22 protein-coding genes are annotated in these 20,947 nt (G+C 64.4%); 10 read left to right on the forward strand and 12 right to left on the reverse strand.

Annotated elements, in window-relative coordinates; all coding sequences use genetic code 11:
• Window positions 1-75 precede the first annotated feature (75 nt).
• From CVE41_RS05590 to CVE41_RS05600, 3 genes are read left to right on the forward strand one after another with little or no spacing between them, the layout of a single operon-like run.
• Window positions 76-678: a DUF4136 domain-containing protein gene (locus CVE41_RS05590; protein WP_100261382.1), complete on the forward strand. Its 603-nt coding sequence runs from the start codon at window positions 76-78 to the stop codon at window positions 676-678.
• The gene (locus tag CVE41_RS05595; protein WP_100259769.1) at window positions 679-1,818 is read left to right on the forward strand and encodes a M14 family metallopeptidase; all 1,140 of its coding nucleotides are present in this window, start codon (window positions 679-681) and stop codon (window positions 1,816-1,818) included.
• Between the two features lie 46 nt (window positions 1,819-1,864).
• Window positions 1,865-2,224, forward strand: coding sequence for a hypothetical protein (locus CVE41_RS05600; protein ID WP_100259770.1), 360 nt, complete (start codon window positions 1,865-1,867; stop codon window positions 2,222-2,224).
• A gap of 10 nt (window positions 2,225-2,234) precedes the next feature.
• Here the strand turns inward: CVE41_RS05600 and CVE41_RS05605 are convergent, their stop codons facing one another.
• Genes CVE41_RS05605 through CVE41_RS05620 form a run of 4 tightly spaced genes read right to left on the reverse strand, consistent with a single transcriptional unit; the run spans window position 2,235 to window position 4,866 of the window.
• A complete protein-coding gene (locus CVE41_RS05605) occupies window positions 2,235-3,230 on the reverse strand; it encodes a S66 peptidase family protein (RefSeq protein ID WP_100259771.1) in 996 nt (331 codons plus the stop codon).
• A complete protein-coding gene (locus CVE41_RS05610; RefSeq protein WP_100259772.1) occupies window positions 3,227-3,631 on the reverse strand; it encodes a cytidine deaminase in 405 nt (134 codons plus the stop codon). Before CVE41_RS05610 ends, CVE41_RS05605 begins: the two co-directional genes overlap by 4 nt.
• A 19-nt stretch (window positions 3,632-3,650) precedes the next feature.
• Window positions 3,651-4,358 (reverse strand): glycoside hydrolase family 25 protein, encoded by a 708-nt coding sequence (locus CVE41_RS05615; protein WP_100259773.1) that lies wholly within the window; start codon window positions 4,356-4,358, stop codon window positions 3,651-3,653.
• 4 nt (window positions 4,359-4,362) lie between these two features.
• Entirely contained in the window at window positions 4,363-4,866 is a 504-nt protein-coding gene (locus tag CVE41_RS05620) for a UPF0262 family protein (protein ID WP_100259774.1), read from the reverse strand.
• Window positions 4,867-5,006: 140 nt separating this feature from the next.
• Here CVE41_RS05620 and CVE41_RS05625 point away from each other — a divergent pair, with 140 nt between their 5' ends.
• Complete coding sequence (locus tag CVE41_RS05625; protein ID WP_198507733.1) at window positions 5,007-6,530, forward strand: replicative DNA helicase; 1,524 nt, start codon at window positions 5,007-5,009, stop codon at window positions 6,528-6,530.
• 3 nt (window positions 6,531-6,533) lie between these two features.
• Here CVE41_RS05625 and CVE41_RS05630 read toward each other — a convergent pair whose 3' ends face one another.
• A complete protein-coding gene (locus tag CVE41_RS05630; RefSeq protein ID WP_100259776.1) occupies window positions 6,534-7,718 on the reverse strand; it encodes a phospholipase D-like domain-containing protein in 1,185 nt (394 codons plus the stop codon).
• 106 nt (window positions 7,719-7,824) lie between these two features.
• On the opposite strand from CVE41_RS05630, the gene rpoZ reads away from it, so the two are divergent.
• Window positions 7,825-8,169: a DNA-directed RNA polymerase subunit omega gene (gene rpoZ / locus CVE41_RS05635; protein WP_100259777.1), complete on the forward strand. Its 345-nt coding sequence runs from the start codon at window positions 7,825-7,827 to the stop codon at window positions 8,167-8,169.
• Window positions 8,170-8,277: 108 nt separating this feature from the next.
• Window positions 8,278-9,429: a DUF3667 domain-containing protein gene (locus tag CVE41_RS05640; RefSeq protein WP_100259778.1), complete on the forward strand. Its 1,152-nt coding sequence runs from the start codon at window positions 8,278-8,280 to the stop codon at window positions 9,427-9,429.
• 6 nt (window positions 9,430-9,435) lie between these two features.
• Here the strand turns inward: CVE41_RS05640 and CVE41_RS05645 are convergent, their stop codons facing one another.
• From CVE41_RS05645 to CVE41_RS05660, 4 genes are all read right to left on the reverse strand, one after another.
• Entirely contained in the window at window positions 9,436-9,735 is a 300-nt protein-coding gene (locus CVE41_RS05645) for a hypothetical protein (protein WP_157799418.1), read from the reverse strand.
• Window positions 9,736-9,809: 74 nt separating this feature from the next.
• Window positions 9,810-10,193: a hypothetical protein gene (locus tag CVE41_RS05650; RefSeq protein WP_100259780.1), complete on the reverse strand. Its 384-nt coding sequence runs from the start codon at window positions 10,191-10,193 to the stop codon at window positions 9,810-9,812.
• A 74-nt stretch (window positions 10,194-10,267) separates the two neighbouring features.
• Window positions 10,268-12,232: an ATP-dependent zinc metalloprotease FtsH gene (gene ftsH / locus CVE41_RS05655; RefSeq protein ID WP_100259781.1), complete on the reverse strand. Its 1,965-nt coding sequence runs from the start codon at window positions 12,230-12,232 to the stop codon at window positions 10,268-10,270.
• 80 nt (window positions 12,233-12,312) lie between these two features.
• Complete coding sequence (locus CVE41_RS05660) at window positions 12,313-12,957, reverse strand: TetR/AcrR family transcriptional regulator (RefSeq protein WP_100259782.1); 645 nt, start codon at window positions 12,955-12,957, stop codon at window positions 12,313-12,315.
• A gap of 74 nt (window positions 12,958-13,031) precedes the next feature.
• Between CVE41_RS05660 and CVE41_RS05665 the strand changes: the two genes are divergently transcribed.
• From CVE41_RS05665 to CVE41_RS05680, 4 genes are read left to right on the forward strand one after another with little or no spacing between them, the layout of a single operon-like run.
• Complete coding sequence (locus CVE41_RS05665; RefSeq protein WP_100259783.1) at window positions 13,032-14,165, forward strand: ABC transporter permease; 1,134 nt, start codon at window positions 13,032-13,034, stop codon at window positions 14,163-14,165.
• Window positions 14,162-14,869, forward strand: a complete 708-nt coding sequence (locus CVE41_RS05670) for an ABC transporter ATP-binding protein (RefSeq protein WP_100259784.1) — start codon at window positions 14,162-14,164, stop codon at window positions 14,867-14,869. The genes CVE41_RS05665 and CVE41_RS05670 overlap by 4 nt, the downstream gene beginning before the upstream one ends.
• A gap of 1 nt (window position 14,870) precedes the next feature.
• On the forward strand, window positions 14,871-15,863 hold the full coding sequence (locus CVE41_RS05675; protein ID WP_100259785.1) for an efflux RND transporter periplasmic adaptor subunit: 993 nt from the start codon (window positions 14,871-14,873) through the stop codon (window positions 15,861-15,863).
• Window positions 15,860-17,287, forward strand: coding sequence for an efflux transporter outer membrane subunit (locus CVE41_RS05680; protein ID WP_100259786.1), 1,428 nt, complete (start codon window positions 15,860-15,862; stop codon window positions 17,285-17,287). Before CVE41_RS05675 ends, CVE41_RS05680 begins: the two co-directional genes overlap by 4 nt.
• On the opposite strand, the gene CVE41_RS05685 is transcribed toward CVE41_RS05680, so the two are convergent.
• From CVE41_RS05685 to CVE41_RS05695, 3 genes are read right to left on the reverse strand one after another with little or no spacing between them, the layout of a single operon-like run.
• Window positions 17,257-18,228: a HupE/UreJ family protein gene (locus CVE41_RS05685; RefSeq protein ID WP_100259787.1), complete on the reverse strand. Its 972-nt coding sequence runs from the start codon at window positions 18,226-18,228 to the stop codon at window positions 17,257-17,259. The genes CVE41_RS05680 and CVE41_RS05685 overlap by 31 nt on opposite strands.
• Window positions 18,225-19,007: a peptidyl-prolyl cis-trans isomerase gene (locus tag CVE41_RS05690; protein ID WP_157799419.1), complete on the reverse strand. Its 783-nt coding sequence runs from the start codon at window positions 19,005-19,007 to the stop codon at window positions 18,225-18,227. Before CVE41_RS05690 ends, CVE41_RS05685 begins: the two co-directional genes overlap by 4 nt.
• The gene (locus CVE41_RS05695) at window positions 19,004-20,932 is read right to left on the reverse strand and encodes a DUF3604 domain-containing protein (RefSeq protein WP_100259789.1); all 1,929 of its coding nucleotides are present in this window, start codon (window positions 20,930-20,932) and stop codon (window positions 19,004-19,006) included. The genes CVE41_RS05690 and CVE41_RS05695 overlap by 4 nt, the downstream gene beginning before the upstream one ends.
• Window positions 20,933-20,947 lie beyond the last annotated feature (15 nt).

The raw sequence follows: 20,947 nt of genomic DNA on the forward strand, positions 1-20,947 counted from the left end.
GCGGGCAATCTCGGAGCCTTGCCGCTTCTGGCGCGTTCTTCTTTCTTTAACGCCCATATCGGAAAGACCCCGCCCATGAGTCGCATCACGCCAACGCTGGCCCTGTTTTCGGCCCTCGCCCTGTCCGCCTGCGCCACCACGCCCGGCCCTGTCGAGGTCACGCGCTTCGTCGCGCCGGAGGCCGCATCGCAGCTTGGGCAAGGGACGATCTTCGTCGCCAGCGCACAAGATGGCGAGGACAACAGCCTTGCCCTGATGCCGTACAAATCGGCCGTCGCCGAAGAACTTCGCAGCCTCGGCTATGTCGAGACCGACCGTGCATCGGCAGACCAGATCGCCACCGTGCGGATCGAGCGTTATGTCCTGACCGCGCAGGGTCGCCGCTCTCCGGTCAGCGTCGGCGTGGGCGGTCGCACCGGCTCCTATGGCTCGGGCGTGGGTGTCGGCATCGGCATCAATCTGGGCGGCGGAGAGCGCGACAAGGTCGGCAGCGAACTGTCGGTCACGATCCGCAGCGCCGCTTCGGAAGCAAACCTGTGGGAAGGCCGCGCGGACCTGCGCGTTCCCGACAATTCAGAACTTGCGCAGGCGCAAGCAAACGCACAAACCCTCGCCGCCGCGCTGTTCAGCGATTTTCCCGGCAACAATGGCGAAACGATAGAAATCGAGGTTCCCTAAGTGAGCGATATCCGGATCGATGCGGCTTTCGACAGCGGCAATATCGAAGTCCTTTCCATCGACGGCGCGAGCGCGAAGCTCGCGATCCCGCTCGATACCAGCAGCGAATTCAAGCAGTGGTTCCACTTCCGCGTAAGCGGGGCGCGGGGCCGCGAACTGGTGCTCAAGATCACCGACCTGGAAACCAGCGCCTATCCCGGCGGCTGGCCCGGCTACGACGCCTGTGTTTCGGAAGACCGCGATTACTGGGGCCGCGCCGCATCGTCCTATGACAAGAACGAAGACGGCGGCACGCTGACGATCCGCTATACCCCTGCCAGCGACATCGCCTGGTTCGCTTATTTCGCGCCCTATTCGATGGAGCGTCATCACGACCTCGTGTCCGAAGCCGCGGCATCGGAAGGCGTCGATCACCTGCACCTTGGCACCACACTCGACGGCCAGCCGATCGACTGCCTCGAAATGGGCGAAGGCGAATTCAAGGTCTGGCTCTATGCCCGCCAGCATCCCGGCGAAACGCAGGCCGAATGGTGGATGGAAGGCGCGCTCGAAGTGCTTACCGACCCGAGCGACAGCGTCGGCCGCCTCCTGCGCGAGAAATGCCGCCTCCATATCGTGCCCAACTGCAACCCGGACGGATCGAAGCGCGGCAATTTGCGCGTCAATGCGGCAGGCACGAACCTCAACCGCGAATGGGACAATCCCAGCGCGGAAAAGAGCCCCGAAGTCCTCGCCATCCGCAATCGCATGGATGAAACCGGCGTCGATTTCGCGATGGACGTCCACGGCGACGAAGCTATTCCGGTGAGCTTCCTTGCAGGCTTCGAAGGCATCCCGGGCTGGACCGACGAACAGGGCGACAGCTATTATGGCTATGAGGCGATCCTCGACCGCCGGACCCCCGATTTCCAGACGGAACAGGGCTACACCAAGTCCGCTCCCGGCAAGGCGAACCTGTCGATGAGCACCAACCAGGTCGCGGAGCGTTTCGGCGCCACCGCGATGACGCTGGAAATGCCCTACAAGGACAATCCCGCTAGCCCCGAGCCCGAACAGGGCTGGTCGCCCGAACGCTGCAAGATGCTGGCGCGCGATTGCCTTGCGAGCCTGCTCGAATGGCTGGAAACGCGCGAGGCGTAAGCGACCGGAAATGCTGGGTTAAGCGAGCGCCGGGTAGTGAATGCCCATGCGCTTGCCCCTCGCCATTCTCGGCCTGATCGGCCTCTCCACCCTTGCCGCGCCGGCGCAGGCTACGGGCGGGTTCCTGTGCAAGACGGCCAGCGGTCCGCAAATCGAGATCGCGCTCGGCTTCGGCCACGTGCCGGGCGCCCCGCTGGTCGGGCACCGGCTGCGCGTGGACGACAAGCTTATCGCGTCGGATGCGCCGCAATGGTGGCTAGACGACAAGGAAATGCGGCTCGAGCTCACTTCGCCCGATGCGATGAAATCGCTGTTGGTGATGCGCACCAAGCGGGTCGGATATCATTTCGACGGGCAGGTCGAGTACGATGGCCGCACCCAATGGATCCGCTGCAAGGAAAGCTGATTCTGCGCAGCTAGACGGTGACCGCCTCCAGCGGCGTCAGCGTACCTGCATCGGCATCGAAAGCGACCTGAGCACCATGCGGCAGGCAGAGCTGGCCGCGAATATGGCCGATGTTCGCGCCGGTCACGACGGGGCAGTCCAACGTGCCGAGATGCTGGTCCAGCACATCGTCGAGCGTGAAGCTTTCGCCTTCGGGATCGTCGACACTGCACGCCCGGCACCGTCCGAATATCACGCCCGCAGCTTTATCGAGGACTCCCGCCAGCTTCAGTTGCTGGAGCATGCGGTCGATCCGGTACGGCTCCTCGTTCACATCCTCCAGGAACAGCACCGCGCCCTCCATTTCAGGCAGGCGGCCCGTGCCCATCAGGGTGGAGAGGATGGTGAGGTTACCGCCGAGCAGCCGTCCCTCGCCCCTGCCGGGTTTGAGGACGCGGTCCGCAGCCAGGTCGAGCGTCGGCATCTCGCCCGTAAAGGCAAGCCGCCACAGGCTTTCCCAACTCGCCGCCTCGCTCCACGGGCTAGCCGCATTGGGCGCGTGGAGCGTTGCAAAGCCCGCATCGCGCGCGATCGCGAGGTGGAGGGCGGTGTTGTCGCTATACCCGATGAAAAGCTTCGGGTTTGCACGGATGGTCGGCCAATCGAGCAAAGGCAGGATGCGCGCCGCGCCATAGCCCCCGCGAATGGCGAAGATCGCGCGGATGGATTGATCGGCGAAGGCTGCATCGAGGTCCGCTGCGCGCTGCGCATCCGTGCCCGCGAGATAGCCGAACTTCGCCTCGGCGTTCGCCCCGAATTGCGGGACCAGCCCCATGCTGGACACCCAGTGCTGCGCCCGCTCGATCTCGGCAGCGGACACGGCGCTGGCCGGGGCGACCAGTGCAACCTTGTCCCCTGCCTGCAAGCGCGGGGGCCGGACACGCTTCTGCGCAGCGACAAGCGGAGAGACGGACAGCGCAGCGTACGCGGCGGCAAATCCGCCCATCGCGCTGCGCCGCGTGATCAAACGAGGCTCGCCGGGCCGAAAGCTTCGGGGAGGAGCGCGCTCAGCGTGGTGCGACGCACTTCTCCGGGGCCGACACACAGGACCAGCGGGTCGGTTCCGCCAAGCTGCGCCAGTTCGTTGAGCACCTGGCGGCAGCGCCCGCAAGGCGTGATCGGCATGTCGCCCGGTCCGGTAACCGCGACCGCTTCCAGCCCGCCGCGCACCCCGTCGGCCATGGCTTTCGATACGGCCACGGTCTCGGCGCACAGCGCAAGCCCGTAGCTCGCATTCTCGATATTGGTGCCGGTCACGACGCTGCCGTCGGCAAATCGCAGCGCAGCCCCGACCGCGAAACTGGAGTAGGGCGAATAGGAGTTGGCGGCAGCCTCTCGGGCGGCGGCGATCAGGTCGTCATCGGTCATTCGTCAGCACCTAGCCGGATCAGGGCCGCACGACCAGCCAGCGCAGCGGCGTATCGGCAGCCTGCGTGGCGTGAGTCGCATTGGCGGTCCACACGGTCCACGGCCGCCCCGCATAGCCCGGTTCGTCCATGTCGCCCTCGAGCCAGAGCGCCCGCTCCAGCCGGGCGGCGGGACGATAGCGTTCCTCGAAATCGCGGCTGGGTGCCAACACCACCGGCGCGCCGGCATGGGCCTCGATCTGATTGACCAGCGTCAGCAATTCGCTCTGCACCGCGGCATCGGACACCCGCGTCGGGCACTCGTCGGCGGTTCGCGCCAGCCTGATCGCGGGCGGGAGCAATTGCTCGTCGCGCGGCACGATGGTGACGTAATTCGCCGACTGGCCGTCCGCCCGTTCGCAAGGGTCGAATTCGTGCACTGTGCCGACTTCCAGACCCGCTTCGCGCGCTGCGGCAAGGTTGTCCGAAAAGCCTGCATCCTTGTCGCGCGCACCCTTGCTCGCTTCGAGGTAGACGAAGCTTGCGCCCAGCCCTGCAAGCACTTCGAAATCGACGTTCTCGTCCTCTTCGCCGATCAGGGCGCCCTGGTCGGGGTAGGTGTCCTCGTCCGGGCGCCAGTTGCGTTTCTCGTTCCACAGCCAGATCGCCGCAACACCTGCAATGACGGCCGCCAGCAGCACCAGCTTAAGGAGCCAGCCCGATCCGGCTTTCTTCTTGCGACGCGCCATGCCTTCAGCCCTTGATGTGCAGGACGCAGATCAGCGTGAACAGCCGGCGCGCAGTGGCGAAGTCCGTCTCGATCTTGCCTTCGAGCCGTTCCAGGAGGAGTTCTGCCGCCTGGTTGTGAACTCCGCGGCGGGCCATATCGATGGTCTCGATCTCGTTGGCGGTCGCCTTGCGGATCGCCTGGTAATAGCTGTCGCAAATGGCGAAATATTCGCGGATCGGCCGGCGGAAGCGCGCGAGGCCAAGCAGCAACTCCTCCACCATATCGCCTTCGGTATTGGCGATGGTCATCAGGAGGCGCCCGTCGCGCACTGCCAGCGTCAGGTGATAGGGGCCTTCGGCCCCGCGCTCCACCGCGCGTAGCGGCTTGAACGTATTTTCCTCGATCAGGTCGAAGATCGCGATCCGGCGTTCCTGCTCGATGTCCGCATTACGCCAGATGATCGTCTCCTCATCGAGATCGATGTGCGCGATGCGGTGATCGGGTCTGGGTGATGCGGATTCGGTCATGGTCGTTAGTGACGCTTTCGCAACTGGCGCAGATGCATTCAAGGGGTTGCGCGATAATCCCCGCTATCCACAAGCGACAGGGCCAATTTGGCCACATGCTTTGCTTGTGGAGCAGCAGAGCCTCGACCATGGTGCCGCGCATGGCCGACACCGATCTCCTCTTCCCCGCCGATGATTCGATTTCCACTCCCGCCAAGCAGGGCCAGACCCTGCCGAGCAATATCGAGGCGGAGGCCGCGTTTCTCGGCGCGGTGCTGATCGACAACCAAGTGGTGCAGGAGCTCAACACTCCGCTCCAGCCGCATCATTTCTACGAACCGGTGCACCAGCGCATTTACGAGCGTGTCCACAAGCTGCTCGATCGTAATTCGATCGCGACCCCGGTTACATTGAAGCCCTATTTCGAAAGCGACGAGGCGCTGAAGCAGCTCGGCGGGATTACCTATCTCGCCAAGCTGACACAGGACGGACAGGGCCTGCTCGCGACCGGCAAGCTGGCCGAGCAGATCTACGACCTCGCCCTACTGCGCGAACTGGTCCACGTGGGCCGCAACCTCGTCGAAGGGGCGCTCGACACCTCGGACGAAGTCGCGCCGATGGACCGCATCAGCCAGGCCGAAGCCGATCTCTACAAGGTCGCCGAAGGGGCGACTTCGGGTAACGAGGCACAGGATTTCCGCACTGCGGCGCTCGGCGCGCTGAAGATGGTCGAGGCGGCGATCAATTCGGGCGGGCGGTTCTCGGGCAAGACCACCGGCCTCGATACGATCAACGACAAGACATCGGGCCTGCACAATTCCGACCTTATCATCCTTGCCGGGCGTCCCGGCATGGGCAAGACCTCGCTGGCGACCAATATCGCCTTCAACGCCGCACGCCGCCTGATGGACGATGAGAAGATCGGGATCGACCGCAGCGAATCGCCGGGCGCAGGCACGGCTTTTTTCAGCCTGGAAATGAGCGCGGACCAGCTGGCGACGCGTATCCTTGCCGAGACTGCAGAAATCTCCAGCGAGAAACTGCGTTCGGGCAAGCTGAGCCGCGAGGAATTCCAGCGCCTGTCCTTCGCGAGCCAGGAACTGAACGAGCTTCCCCTTTATATCGACGACACACCCGGCCTCACTATCGGCGCACTACGCACCCGCGCCCGCCGCCTGAAACGCAGACACGATATCGGCCTCGTCATCGTCGACTATTTGCAGCTGCTGCAGGGTTCGGGCCGCGCGAACGACAACCGTGTGAACGAAATCTCGGAAATCAGCCGTGGGCTCAAGACGCTGGCCAAGGAACTGAATGTCCCGGTTATCGCCCTGTCGCAGCTCAGCCGTGCGGTGGAGCAGCGCGAGGACAAGCGCCCGCAGCTGTCCGACCTTCGCGAATCCGGCTCGATCGAGCAGGACGCCGACATGGTGTGGTTCATCTTCCGCGGCGAATATTACCACAACGCCCTGAAGCCCGACACGCCGGACGAGACCAGCAGCGAGGACGTGCGCCAGAAATATGCCGACTGGGAAGCGCGGCACCTCGAACTGGTCAATCGCGCCACGCTGATCGTCGCCAAGCAGCGTCACGGTTCGACCGGCAACGTGCCACTCCTGTTCCAGAGCGAGTTCACCAAGTTCACTTCGCCTGAAATGCGCGGCGGCTACGACGATTACGAATAAGGCTCAGATGCCGAGGTTGAGGCGGCGCGTCACCGTGTAATCGACCACGGAGACGAGCAGCCAGCTCAGGTTCCAGCGGATACGGTTCCACAAGGTCGCGCGCTTCTTGTGCAGCGGGATCGTCACCTGCTGCGATGCCGCGATGTGATCGGTGACAAATTGCCGCATCCGGTCGGCCAGCGCGGCATCGTCGATCTTCAGCACCAGCTCCAGATTGATGTAGAGGCTGCGCATGTCGAAATTGGCGCTGCCGATGTATACGGAATCGTCAAGAACGATCAGCTTGGTGTGCAGCTTGCACGGCACGAATTCCCAGATCTTGGCCCGCTTCGACAGCAGGAAATCATAAAGCGAACGGCTGGCCCCGATGGTTGCGCCATTGTCCGACTTGCCAGCCATTACCAGCCGCGTCTCGCCCTTTTGCGCGATCCGGCCCATGTGCTTGAGCAGTTTCTTGGGCGGGCTGAAATAGGCCATGAACATATCCAGCCGCTCGCCTTCCACCAGGTCGTCCGACACGCAGCGCGCCCAGCTCGACAGTCCGCGCGTCGGCCCGCCGACAAGCCAGGTGGCGTTCGGCTCCTTCCATTCCCAGTCGCGCACGGTGCGCGCGATTTCGCGAGCGTGCTGCTCCTCGCGCTCGGTCCATGAGCGCAGCTTGGCATACCAGTCGTTAAGCCCCTCGACCGCCGATCCTTCGATAACGATGCCAAGGTCGTTCCAGCCGTTTTCCTCCGGCGGCGCGAAATAGTCGTCGGCGATGTTGAAGCCGCCGAACATCGCCCGTTTGCCGTCGGCGACGACGAGCTTCTGGTGGTTGCGAATGAGATAGCGCCGCGTTTTCTTGGCGGAGAAGACGAGAAACGTGCCCCCGGCATCGATCAGCGGGCGCAGGAACAGGTCGGAAGCATCTGCCCCGAACCGGTCGACGATTAGCGTGACTTCGACCCCGCGCTTCGCCGCCGCGACCAGCTTGTCGCGAAATTCGGTGCTGACCGTGTCCTCGGCAAAGATATAGAAGCACACGTCGAGCTTCTCTTTTGCGCTTTCGACCAGCTCGAACAGCGCGGCGCGGCGATCGGCACCCGCCGGATAGAACGCCAGGTGCTGTCCGGCCGCATCGATTTCGAACGGCTCCGGATCGCGGAATTGAGTGGCCTCGCCCTGCATTTCGCTTGCTCCCATCATCCCTGCCTTAGCGGCTGGCGAGAAAGGCGCAAATTCTTGACCTTTTGCCCCTGTGCACCTATCTGGCCCTCTTTCCCGGATTCTCTAGAATATATCGGAGTGCCCAATGGCGCGCGTTACCGTCGAAGACTGCGTAGACAAGATCCCCAACCGTTTCGATCTCGTGTTGCTGGCTGCCCAGCGCGCACGTGAAATCTCTGGCGGTGCGGAAATCACTCTTGAACGCGACCGTGACAAGAACCCGGTCGTCGCCCTGCGCGAAATCGCCGAACAGACGGTCAAGCCCAAGGACCTCAAGGAAGCTGCGGTTACCAACCTGCAGAAAATCCTCCCTGACGACGACGACGAGATGGACGAAATCGGTTCGCTCAGCCAGTCGGCAGAGGCGCTGCGGATCACCGCTTCGGCCCCGACCCGTTCGACTTCGATCGGCGCCGACTACGAGGGCTGATCGCCTTTCCAGTTTCGGAAAACAGGTAAAAGGCCGTCCTCAGGGGCGGCCTTTTGCGTTGCAGCGCAGGGAAAGCCCGCATAGATTCGCCTGCGACAGGAGGATCGATTGAGCGATATCGGGGAAGGCTTGGGTACGGCTGTCGAAGGGGGACTCTTCGCCAAGGCCGTGAGCGGCGGGGCGAAGCGCGCAGGTAACACCCCTCTCGAAAAAGGCCATTTCGCGGAGAATGCCTGCCTCAATTGCGGGACCGAACTGATCGGGGCGCATTGCCATTCCTGCGGCCAGCAGGCGCATCTCCATCGCACGATGGGGGCATTTCTCCACGACCTGATGCACGGCGCGCTGCATTTCGACGGCAAGACCTGGCGCACCCTGCCCAAGCTGTTCTTCAAGCCGGGCGAACTCACCCGCCGCTATATCGACGGGGAGCGCATGCGCTTCGTGTCGCCCATGGCGCTGTTCCTGTTTTCGATCTTCCTGATGTTCGCCGTGTTCCAGCTGGCCGGGATCAGCGCGCCGACCGACATTCCCGGCGACAACAGCGAAGAGCTGGCCGAATTTACGTCCACCGAGCTCGACCGCCGGGAGAAGCTGTTGGCGGATACCGAAGGGGAACTGGCCGAGCCCGACCTCGATCCGGGGCGCAGGGAAGTTCTCGAGCGACGCCAGAAGGAATACGCCGATCAGGTGATGGCCCTACGTCAGGCGCAGGAGAACGTCCCGTTCTTGCGCAAGGGCGGATCCAATGACGAGTTGATCCGGGATGGCGAATTGGTGGTCCCGCTCGAAGAGGTCGACGGCACAACCATGCGGGTCAGCGGCACCAGCATCGACTGGATCGACGGTGCGATCAAGAAGTGGCGCAAGAACCCGGGGCTGATGCTCTACAAATTGCAGACGAACTTCTACAAGTTCAGCTGGCTGCTGATCCCGCTGTCCATACCCTTCGTGTGGCTGATGTTCGCGTGGAAGCGGCAGTTCAAGGCGTATGACCACGCCATTTTCGTCACCTATTCGCTCAGCTTCATGACGCTGCTGACCCTCGGCCTCACGATTGCGGGGCTAAGCGGCATCTCGAGCGAAATCGTGGCGTTGGCGAGCATCTTCATCCCGCCGATCCATATCTACAAGCACTTGAGAGGCACTTACGGCCTCTCGCGCTTCTCGGCGATCTGGCGGCTCGCGCTCATGTCGGTATTCATCGTCGTGATCCTGGCGCTGTTCCTGCAGCTGCTCCTCGTACTCGGAGCGTTCTGAGGCCCCTCAGCTGGCAGGATCTTCCTGCTCCTGGTTGAGATCGTCGCCCAGGATGGGAGCGGTGTCCGGCGTTTCCTTGTCGCCTTGCTCGATGTGACGCTCCACATCGGCTGCGCCTTCGCTCACTGCCCCGGCTGCTTGCTTCGCGCCTTCCTCGATCACTTCACCCACGACTGCGGCGTTGGCTTCGATATCGTCGCCGGCCAGTTCGGCTGTGCGCGCAGCATCCTCCTGAGTCTGATCGGAACAGGCAGAAGCGCCCGCAAGGGCAAGGGCGGACAGGCTGGCAATGGCAAGACGGTTCATGTGCGGCATCCTCGTGATTTCGATGGCTATTCCATCACAACGCCCGATGTCCCTTCCGCGTTTCCGCGCCGGGTTCAGCGGCAGGGATATTTGCGGATCAATCCGGCACGCCACGCCTGTGCGAGCGTCATGTTGCGGCGATCGCTTTCGGGTACTGCGCCGAGGATCTTCACAGCCTTTTTCGCATCGATGCCCTTCTTGCGCTCCGCCTCGCTCACGCAATAGATCGGCTGGCCCTTGGCTTTTCCCGCCTCGTTCTCATCCCGAGCCAATTGCCCTGCCGCCTTCAGCTGCGCCATACGCGGCTTGGTGCGCTTGTCGAACAGGGCGCCCATGCCCTTGTCCACTAATCCCACCGCATCGACATAGAACGCCTGCGCGTTCACGTCGGCCGGACCGGCCTGTGCGGAGGTTGCGAATGTAAGTGCGGCAATGCCGCCGAGAATCTGCCTGTACATGAAAAAGCTCCGCTCCCATTGTCCGGGAACGGAGCATTTTCCTAGCGGCGCTGAACGCCAGCCGAACGGGGTCCTTATCCCGCCTGCGGCGCGGTGCCTCCGCCGAACTTCTTGCCCGACTTGGGCACGGCGCTGCCGGTGGTCGGCTTGACCGCGATCGCGCCGGTCGGAGCGTCGGGGCGGTCGATCTTGCCGCCCTTCATCAGCTGGTCGATCTCTTCACCGGTCAGGGTTTCGTATTCGAGCAGCGCCTGGGCGAGCAGGTGGAGCTTGTCCTCCTGCTGCGTCAGCACTTCGGTAGCGCGCTTGAGACCGCCCTCGACCAGTTCCTTGATCTCGGCGTCGATCAGCTTGTTGGTTTCCGCGCCGCCCATGGTCCGCGCCGTCTGGCCCATGCCGAGATAGCCTTCCTGGCTCTGCTCGTACTGGAGCGGGCCGAGCTTGTCGCTCATGCCCCACTTGGTGACCATGTTGCGTGCGAGATCGGTCGCGTACTGGATGTCTCCGCTCGCGCCGCTCGACACCTTGTCATGACCGAAGATGATCTCTTCCGCCACACGGCCGCCCATCGCGACGGCAAGGTTCGCATGCATCTTGTCGCGGTGGTACGAGTAATTGTCGCGTTCCGGCAGGCGCATCACCATGCCCAGCGCACGGCCGCGCGGGATGATCGTTGCCTTGTGGATCGGGTCGGATGCCGGTTCATTGATCGAGACGAGCGCATGGCCTGCCTCATGATAGGCGGTCATCTTCTTCTCGTCTTCGGTCATGACCATGGAGCGGCGTTCCGCGCCCATCATGACCTTGTCCTTCGCGTCCTCGAATTCCTGCATGGCGACGAGGCGCTTGTTGCGGCGAGCGGCCAGCAGCGCTGCTTCGTTGCAGAGGTTCGCAAGGTCGGCACCGGAGAAGCCCGGAGTACCGCGCGCAATGGTGCGCGGGTTCACATCGGGAGCCAGCGGGAGCTTGCGCATGTGGACGGCAAGGATCTTCTCGCGCCCGTCGATATCGGGAACCGGCACCACGACCTGGCGGTCGAAACGGCCCGGACGCAGCAGCGCAGGGTCGAGCACATCGGGACGGTTCGTCGCCGCGATGATGATAATGCCTTCGTTGGCTTCGAAGCCATCCATCTCGACCAGCAGCTGGTTCAACGTCTGCTCGCGTTCGTCGTTCGAATTGCCGAGACCATGGCCACGGCTGCGGCCGACCGCGTCGATTTCGTCGATGAAGACGATGCAGGGCGCGTTCTTTTTTGCCTGCTCGAACATATCGCGCACGCGGCTTGCACCGACGCCGACGAACATTTCGACGAAATCGGAGCCGGAAATGGTGAAAAAGGGCACGCCCGCCTCGCCAGCGATGGCGCGTGCGAGCAGCGTCTTACCGGTACCGGGCGAACCGACCAGCAGCGCGCCCTTGGGGATCTGGCCACCAAGCTTGGAAAAGCGACTCGGGTCCTTAAGAAACTCGACGATCTCTTCCAGTTCCTCGCGCGCTTCGTCGATGCCGGCGACATCTTCGAAAGTCACGCGGCCCTGCTTTTCGGTGAGCATCTTGGCCTTGGACTTGCCGAAGCCCATAGCGCCGCCAGCGCCGCCGCCCTTCTGCACCTGGCGCAGCGCGAAGATCGCGATACCCAGGATCAAGATGAAGGGAAGCATGTTGATCAGCGCGTAAAGCAGGATGTTCTGGCTGCCCGCTTCCTTGCCCGAATACTGGACGCCATTGTCCTCCAGCAGCTTCGGCAGCGAGGTGTCGTTACCTACCGGGACCGTGCTGAAAGCTTCGCCTTCCTTGGTCGTGCCGGTGATCTGTTCGTCGGAAATCTCGACCGACTTCACATCGCCTGCGGCAACGCGTTCCTTGAAGTCGGAATAGAGGAGCGGCGTTCCGCCACCACCCGAGGAGTTGCCGAACATCGAAACGACCAGCAAGAGGCCGAGAAACACCCCGCCCCAGACGAGCAGGCTCTTCAGCCAGGGGTTAGGGCCGTTGCCCTCGGGATCGGGCTGCTGGTCCTGATTCTGATCGCGCATGAGCGGACATTCCTTTCAATCTCACCAGAATGTAGGATCGCGCAGGTGAATGGCAAGTTTAGACGGCTCGCCAATTCGTCCTATTTCCGATCACACTCTTCGACTGCATAGGCGCGGCAGAAGACATCGACGGCGCCATCGATGCGCCTGCGCTCCACTTCTGCGTCGGTCGGACGGCCGAAACGGCGCTCCAGATCGCCCATACCCTTGCACATGGAAACGAACTGTTCGACCGCAAGCGCAGTATCGTCGATCGCCAGTTCACCGCTTGCGACCATCGTGTCGAGCAGGCCCGCAAAGGCGGTGCGCATACGGTAGGGGCCGGCCTCCAAGAATGCCTCGCCGATGGTCGGATCACGCTCGGTTTCCGCGGCGATGCGCCGGTCGAACTGGACCATTTCATCACGCAACAAGAAGGCGACCATCGCCTCTGCGATAGCCGTGAGTCTCTGACGCAAAGTCCCTGTCGGAAGCGATTTCAATTCCAGGCTGGACCGCATTGCCGCACATTCGCGGTCCACGGCGGCAGCGAACAGCGCCTGCTTGTCGCCGAAGTGATTGTAGATCGTGACTTTCGACACGCTGGCGTCAGCGGCCAGCTGCTCGATCGAAGTTGCTGCAAAACCTACGCGGAAAAAGGAATCGGCCGCCGCAGCGAGAATCGCTTCCCGCTTGGCCTGGTCCGCCGGCCTTCCGATCGATCGCTTTTCAGCAGCAGTTGACAAAGTGAACGGTCCCGTTCAGTTGAACGCCTCCGTTCACTAATGGACGAGTCGTACAGCAAAGGCAACCGAGCGCCGTGATCTGGATCGCAATCAGAATGCTGACCGGGGATGCCCAGAAGTTCTACGGGCTGGTGTTCGGCATCGCGTTCTCTACGCTCCTCATCACCCAGCAGCTGACGATCTTCGTCAACCTGCTCGAACGCGGGGCGAGCGGCGTCTACAATGTCTCCAGCGCCGATGTCTGGGTGATGGACCCGGTCAGCCGCACGACAGACGTGTCCTACGCCCTTCCCTCCACCGCGCTCGACAAGGTGCGCGGCGTCCCTGGCGTCGAATGGGCCGTGCCGCATATCCGCGCGCAGGCCAGCGTGCGCACCAAGAGCGGCGATCTCGAAGGCGTGGCGGTGATCGGCGTGGACGACGCGACGCTGATCGGCCTGCCCAAGAACATGGTCGAAGGCTCGCCCGATGTTCTCTCCCAGCCCGACAGCGTGATTATCGACGACGTCGGCATGACCCGCATGTTCCCCGGGCAATCCCCTATCGGGGAGCGTCTGGAGTTGAACGACCAGCGCGCCGTGATCCGCGGCATCGCCGATGCGACGCCCAGCTTCACCAGCACCGTCGTGCTCTATACCAAATACAGCCAGGCGCTGAATTACGTCCCCGGCACGCGCAACCGCCTGTCCTTCGTGCTGGTCGGCGCGGAAGACCCCTCGCAGGCCAAGGCGCTATCGGAAAAGATCGAGCGCGAGACGGGACTGAAAGCGCAGACGCGGGACGAATTCGCCCGCGACGGGGTCGATTTCATCATCGAGAACACCGGCATCCCGCTCAATTTCGGGATCACGGTCGCGCTTGGCTTCATCGTCGGGGTCGCCATCGTCGGTCTGACCTTCAGCCTCTTCATCCGCGACAACATCAGGCAGTTCGGGGCGCTGAAGGCGATCGGCGTCACCAATGGCAAGATTGGCAGAATGGTGGCCGCGCAGGCCGCCCTGGTCGGTTTCGTCGGCTATGGTCTGGGCGTCCTCGGCACACTGGCCTTCATCTGGAGCTTCTCCGCGAACCCGACCTTCAAGGGCTTCTACATCCCTTGGCAGATACCGATCATCAGCCTCGTCGCGGTAACGCTGATCCTGGCGCTGACCGGCTGGCTTGCGCTGCGCAACGTCCTCAAGACCGAACCTGCGGCGGTGTTCCGGTGAGCGAGGCCCCCGCCATCTGCACGCGCGGCGTCACGCGCGATTTCAAGGCCGGTCAGCAGACGATTACCGTCCTGCACGGCATCGATCTCGACATCCGCGCGGGCGAGCTGACTTATCTCGTCGGGGAAAGCGGTTCGGGCAAAACGACCATGATCTCGATCATGTGCGGCATCCTCTGGCCGACCGAGGGCGAGGTGAAGGTCTTCGGAACCGACATTTACGAGCTGAGCGACACCGAACTGGTCGAGTTCCGCCTCAACAACATCGGCTTCATCTTCCAGCAGTACAATCTGATCCCCGCGATCGATGCGGCCAGCAATGCCGCCGTGCCGCTGATTGCGCAGGGCATGGACCGTCACAAAGCGCGCGAACGCGCGGTCGCGATGATGGCCAAGCTCAACATCGCGGACCAGGCCGACAAGCTGCCGAACCAGCTTTCCGGCGGGCAGCAGCAGCGCGTCGCCATCGCCCGCGCGCTCGTCCACGAACCGCGACTTGTGGTGTGCGACGAACCCACCGCCGCGCTCGACGCATCATCCGGCAGGCGGGTGATGGACCTGTTGCGCGAAGTGGCCGTCGCCGAAGACCGCGCCTGCATCATCGTCACCCACGACAACCGCATTTTCGACCTCGCCGACCGCATCCTCGTGCTCGAGGACGGCAAGATCATCCATGACGGCACCGAAATGCCCGAGGAACACTGATATGGCTTTCAATCTCCGCAATCTCAGCTTTTCCCGGCAGGTGCTGCCCGCCATCGCCGGCCTGGCGCTGCTGCTCGCCATTGTCTTCATCGTCTCGGGCCTACCCGATCGCGAATTGTCCGAGCCGGAGAACGAGCCGCCCCGCGCGCCCGAACAACTGGCCGATGCGCCGCGCGTTGCCGGATCGGGCGTGGTCGAACCGTCGAGCGAGGTGGTGCAGATCGGCTCGGCCTTGTCGGGCCTCGTCACCGGTCTCTTCGTCCAGCCCGGCGACCGCGTGAGCGAAGGCCAGACGCTGTTCACGGTGGACGACCGCGCCGCCCGCTCTGCCCTGCGCGAAGCGGAAGCCGCCATTGGCGAAGCGCGCGCCGCGATTTCCGAGGCCGAGAATGCGCGCGCCACGGCATCGCAGCAATTGGCGCTCTATCGCAATGTCGATGATCCCGCCGCCGTCAGCCGTTCCGAAGTCATCCGCGCCGAGGGTGAAGCGAGCGCCGCTGCCCAGCGCCTGACGCTTGCCCGGGCACGCTTGCAGGCCGCCCAGGCACGGGCCGCCAGCGCGCGGACCGAAATCGGTCGCCTGACCGTACGCGCGCCCATCGCAGGCGAAATCCTGGCGGTAAACATCCGCAAGGGTGAATATGTCAGCACCATGGGCGGCGGCGGATCGCAGCCTTTCATCGAGATGGGCCAGACGCAGCCGCTCTATGTCCGGATCGATATCGACGAAGAGCAGGCACCCCGCGTCGACATGGGCGCAGTGGCGACCGTCAGCCCGCGCGGAGCATCCGACCAGCAGGTAGAGGCGACCTTCGTGCGCGCCGAACCGCTGGTGGTGCCCAAGCGCTCGCTGACCAATTCCGCCGCAGAGCGCGTCGACGTGAGGGTCTTGCAAGTGCTCTACGAATTGCCCGAGGCGGCATCGACGAGCGAAAAGCTGTTCCGCGTGGGTCAGCAGGTCGATGCCTATATCCCGGCCAAGGGCGCCGAATGATGCGCCTGATACTCGCCTCCACCTGCGCGCTGGCGCTGGCCGGGTGCGTTGCCGGGCCGCCGCCCGAAATCGCCACCCCCACACCGGTCCTGCCGCCGGAATACCTGTTCGCTCCCGATGCCGCGTCGGCGACCGGCCTCGCCGCGCTGCTTCCGGCTGACGATCCTGCCTACGACACGCTGGCGGCGCAGGCCCTCGCCAGTTCGCCCACGCTGGGCGAAGCGCTGGCGCGGATCGACCAGGCGCGTGCAGGCGCAGACCTGCGCGGCGCGAACCGGCTGCCCTCCGTGGGCGCGAATGCGACCGTCGAGGGAAGACGCAGCAATCCCGCGCAATTCGGCGGCGACCTGCCGTCGGCCATAGCGTTCGACACCGAACAACTGTCCTATGCGGCCAATGTCACCGCTCGATGGGATCCGGACATCTTCGGCCGCCTGCGCGCGCAGGAACGCGCGGCGCTCGCCCGGATCGACGCGGCCTCGTCCAGCGCCCGCGGCGTGCGCAACGCACTCCTCGCCGAAATCGCCGCCAGCGTGATCGACTGGCGCACGCTCGATGCGAGGGCCAGCGCCATCGAGAACGACCTTGCCGCTGCCGAGGATCTGGCGCGCCTGTCCAGGGTCCGCGAAGATGCGGGCATCGCGCCCGGCTTCGATCGCGTGAGAGCGGAAAGCGCAGCCGACGCCTCGCGCAGCCGCCTCGCCGCGCTCGAAAGCGAGCGCGCCCGCCTGATCGGCCGCCTCGTTACCCTCACCGCACAGGGCGGCGCGCAGGTGCGGTCGGCCCTGGCCATGGCACCTCGCGAAAGCGGCCTGCCAGCTGCCCCCGCCACCTTGCCGAGCGCCCTGCTGGCCAACCGTCCCGACGTCCTAGCAGCCGCAGCAACCCTCGCCGCGGAAGATGCGGAACTGGCCGCGGCCGCCCGCCGCCGCTTCCCGGTTTTCGACCTCTCGGCCGCCATCGGCCTGCTCGCTTTCAGTCCGGGCGACCTGTTCGACAGCGATTCCATCATCGGCAGCCTCGCCGCCTCCGTCGCCGCACCGCTGCTCGATTTCGGGCGCATCGAGGCCGAGATCGACGGTGCCGCTGCCGAAAAGCGGGCTGCATTCGAAGCCTATCGGGGTGCTGTCTACACTGCCCTCGGCGATGCGGAAGGGGCCTATGGCCTCGTCGCCGCCGCCGACCGCGAAGCCGCAGCCGCCGCACAAGAAGCGGCCAGCCTGCAACGCGCCGCCTCGCTTGCCGAGGTGCGGCAACGCGCTGGCCTCGCCGATTTCCTGACCGTTCTGGAAGCGCGCCGTGCGGCCGATGCCAGCGGCGAGCGCGCGGCTGCAGCCCTTGGACGGGCGGAGCGCGCACGGGTCATTTTGTGGCAGGCGCTCGGCGGCGACACTCAGCCGATCACGCGGTCCACCAGCCAGTAGGCCCCGGTAATGCCGATGGCGTAGGACGCGATACGCAATGCGGGCGCTTCCGCCCCTGCTCGTACGCGCCGGATCACGGCCAGCACCAACAGGACTAGCGCAATCACGAGCAGTTGCCCCGCCTCTACGCCGAGGTTGAAGCTTACGAGCGCTGCCGGCACCTCGCCCTCGGGCAAGCCTATCTCGCGCAGGGCTCCTGCAAAACCGAAACCGTGGAGAAGGCCGAAAGCGAAGGCGACCACCCACGGCAGGCGGCGCGTGATCGTCTCTTTCGTGCCGCGCGCGATCTCGACCGCGAGGAACACGATCGACAGTGCGATCAGGGCCTCGACCGGACGCTGCGGCAGTCCGGTGACCCCCAGCGTCGTCGCCGCGAGTGTGATCGAGTGCGCCACGGTGAAGGCGGTGGTCGCCTTTATGACCGGCCATGTCCGGCCGACGAGGAGGACTAGCGCGATCACGAAGAGAAGATGGTCCCATCCCGCCAAAATGTGTTCGACCCCGATCACGAAATACCCGCGCCACACCTGCAAGCTCGAAGGCCGCGCCTCGACCTCGGCATAGGGTTCCTGCGCGGTCAGGCGGTAGACCTGGACGGGTCGATCCAGAGGGGCAACGCGCAGGATTGCGTCTCCCTGTCCGAAAAGGGCGGGCCAGCCAATGCGGCTCCCGGCGATATCCTCCTTGCAGGTGACGTCCGCTCGACCGACCACCGCGAGCGCGGAATTGTCGAGCACCGGCTCGCCCGAAAACTCGCAGACTTCCGGCAAGTCCGGACGCGCCGTGCGGTCAGCCTGCGGCGAGGCCAGCGGTTGCCTCCAGCCGAGGTTCCAGCGCGCCTCGTCGACCTGCTCCAGCTGTATCGAGACAGGCCGCAATTCGTCCGCCAAGGCGGGACTTGCGATGAGCAGGACGGCGAGCGCCAGCAGCCAGCGGATCATTCGACCTCGATCCGGTAGGCTTCGCGCAGGAGCTCGAATGCCCTTGCGCGCCGCGCGGCAGCAGTCGAACTGCGCCAGTCGGCCTCCACCTTGTCGCGGATTTCCGACAGTGGCCGTTGCCGTCCCTCTACCCGCTTTTCGAGATCGACGAGGTGGTAGCCGTAGCCCGACGTCACCTGCGCACCGGAGGTCTGCTGCATTCCGGCGATCTGTGCGGCGAATTGCGATCCGAAGACTGCCATGATTTCATCATAGCTCGCATCGGACATCCGCTCGGGCAGCGAAATGGCGTCGCCGCTTGCATCTCCCGCTCCGCCGAGCGCGTCTCGAAGTGCGTCTTCGCTGCGAAAATACGTCTGCGAGAAGGTAAAGCGCTCGCCTTCCCCGAACCGGCCGGGATGTTCGCGCAGCCAAGCCGCCAGCGTCTCCTCGCTCGGACGGGCGGTTTCCACTTCGGCTCCTGCCAGATCGTCCATCTTGGTCGACAGTCGCCGCCGCACGACCGGATCGCCCGCATCGAGCCCTAAGCGCAGCGCCTCGCGGTAGAGCACCTCTTCGCGCACCCAGCTTTCGATCTGCGCATCGAGTTCCGCATCGGTGGGCGGACGGCCCATTGTGCGCTCGAAACCAAGCGCGAGGTTCGCCTGCTCCTCTTTCGTGAGCGCGATGGTCCGTTCGGCCGGATCGACCGGCTCATCCGCAAGGGACAGCGCGGCCCATATAGCTGCCCCTGCCACCAGGAAATGCGCGAGCGGATCGCGCAGCAGGCGGCGCATCATTGCATGATCGGCGGCGCATCGCCCGGGATCCTGCGGGGACGCAGCCAGACAGGCGAGGAATAGGCGCGCTGCTGGATAACGTTCGCCTCCACGACCTCCTTCGGGAGCGTCAGGCCGAAGCGCTTCGCATCGTAGAGGACCCAGCTCGGCGTCGGGATTTCGAGGACGCGCACATAGTAGAAGGCGCGCTGGCCCCGCCGATATTCGGGATCGGTCCAGGTTGCGCGCAATTGAGCCGCGCCGATCGAATTTTCATAGGTCGCCTCGGACCGGTTCACCGTATCGCCAACCGGTGGCACGGGCGAATTTGAGGCGGCATCCATCGGCCTCGCGCTCCACGCGACGTCGAACACCTTTTCCTGCTCCGCGCCATTCGCATCGACCCAGCCCTTCACGATCTGGACCCGGTCGAGATTGGCCCCGTCGGGGTCTTTCAGCGCGCTGACAAGGAAGGTCGGAGCCCTGCCGTCGTCCACCAGGTCGCCCCCCATGGGGACGCCGCGCGAATAGCCTGCGCGCACCCAGTCGCCTTCCCAGTCACTTTCGCCGAAATCGAAGCCTGCGAAGAGGCGCACGACCATGCGCGGGCCGGTCGTCGCATAGACTTCGCGCCGCATGAAGGCATCGAAGATTTCCGCCCGCGTGTTGCCGCGCGCCCAGGCTGCCGCATAGCCGCTGGCGAGATAGTGCCAGCCGAAACGGCCCTGCCTTGTGCCAAGGTTCTGTGCCGCCATTGCGCGGTCCGCGCGCGGCTCGTTGCCGGTGTGCTTGCCGAAGAACTGGTCGTCGTCCGCCGTGGCCAGCGAGGTGTGGCTGTCGGTCGATCCGATGAGGCCGAAGGCATAGGGGTTCTCGCCCATCTGCTGTTCCAGCGTCAGGCCCCGCAAGAGGGCCGAGCGTATATAGCTGCCAGCGAACATGTCCGGTGTGCTTTTGGCGGTGAGCGGAAGGTTGCCCAGCTCCCACCCGGCCACGCCGAAACTGGCGTATTCGTCATTGGGTGACAGGAAGGGGTGCGTTTCGCTGTCGCCCTTGATCTGCGTCACCTCGACCACCGGTTCGTGCCGCGCGCGGCGCCGGGCATAATCGGCGTCCATCGGTCCGCCGTCGGGTCCGGAAAATTCGAACATCATCCCGTTCGAAAGGTTCGAATTGTGCGGGATCGCCAGCACCTTACCGCCGGTGCTCTGTTCATAGGAATCCATGTAATCCCACAGGCCGGTGACCTCGCCGTCGATCCCGGGATAGGGAAGAACCTGCCCGGTCTTGGCGCTGCCGTCGCGAAACATCACGACGCGGTGGAGGTTGTTTCCGCCCGGCATCAGCGTCCATTCGAAGCCCGCGAATGCAGTGAACGTGCCCGGCTCGTTATAGCGGTCTAGCAGCCCCAGGTGTCGGTCCCACAATTCGCGCGTCGCCTTGGCCTGACGCTCCGGATCGCGCAGCGCCTCGGGTATCTCGTCGTTTGCAGCAGCCGTGATGAGTTCCGCCACCGCGCGGGTCGACTGGTCGGGGTTCTCGTGCATCATGTCGCGCCAGCGGCGCAGGGTGGGATCGCGGACCATCATGCGCGGCGCATCGTAGAGCCTGCGGGTCGCCCCCATCGCATCGGAGTGGTCGGCAATGACGAGGAAATCGAGCGGCCGGTCGAGCTGTGCGGACATGCCAGTGGTCGCAGTGACCTCTTCCCCGCGCGCGAACTTCAGCGCGTCTTCCGGGCCGAGCCGGACGCCGAAGCCGAATGCGTCGACCGATACGTCGGTGTGAAGGTGGGTGTCGCCCCAATATGGACGGTCGGGAAACTCGGCCAGTTCGATGGTATCGGTGCCGTCACCGCGCTGCTCTTCGCTAACGCCGCCCCCGCCGAAAAGGTCGCAACCTGCCAGAACCAGGGCGCCCGCAATCACGCCGATACGATAGTCCATGTCTCATCCCCTCAT

The sequence above is a fragment of the Qipengyuania seohaensis genome, assembly GCF_002795865.1.
GTDB lineage: Bacteria > Pseudomonadota > Alphaproteobacteria > Sphingomonadales > Sphingomonadaceae > Qipengyuania > Qipengyuania seohaensis.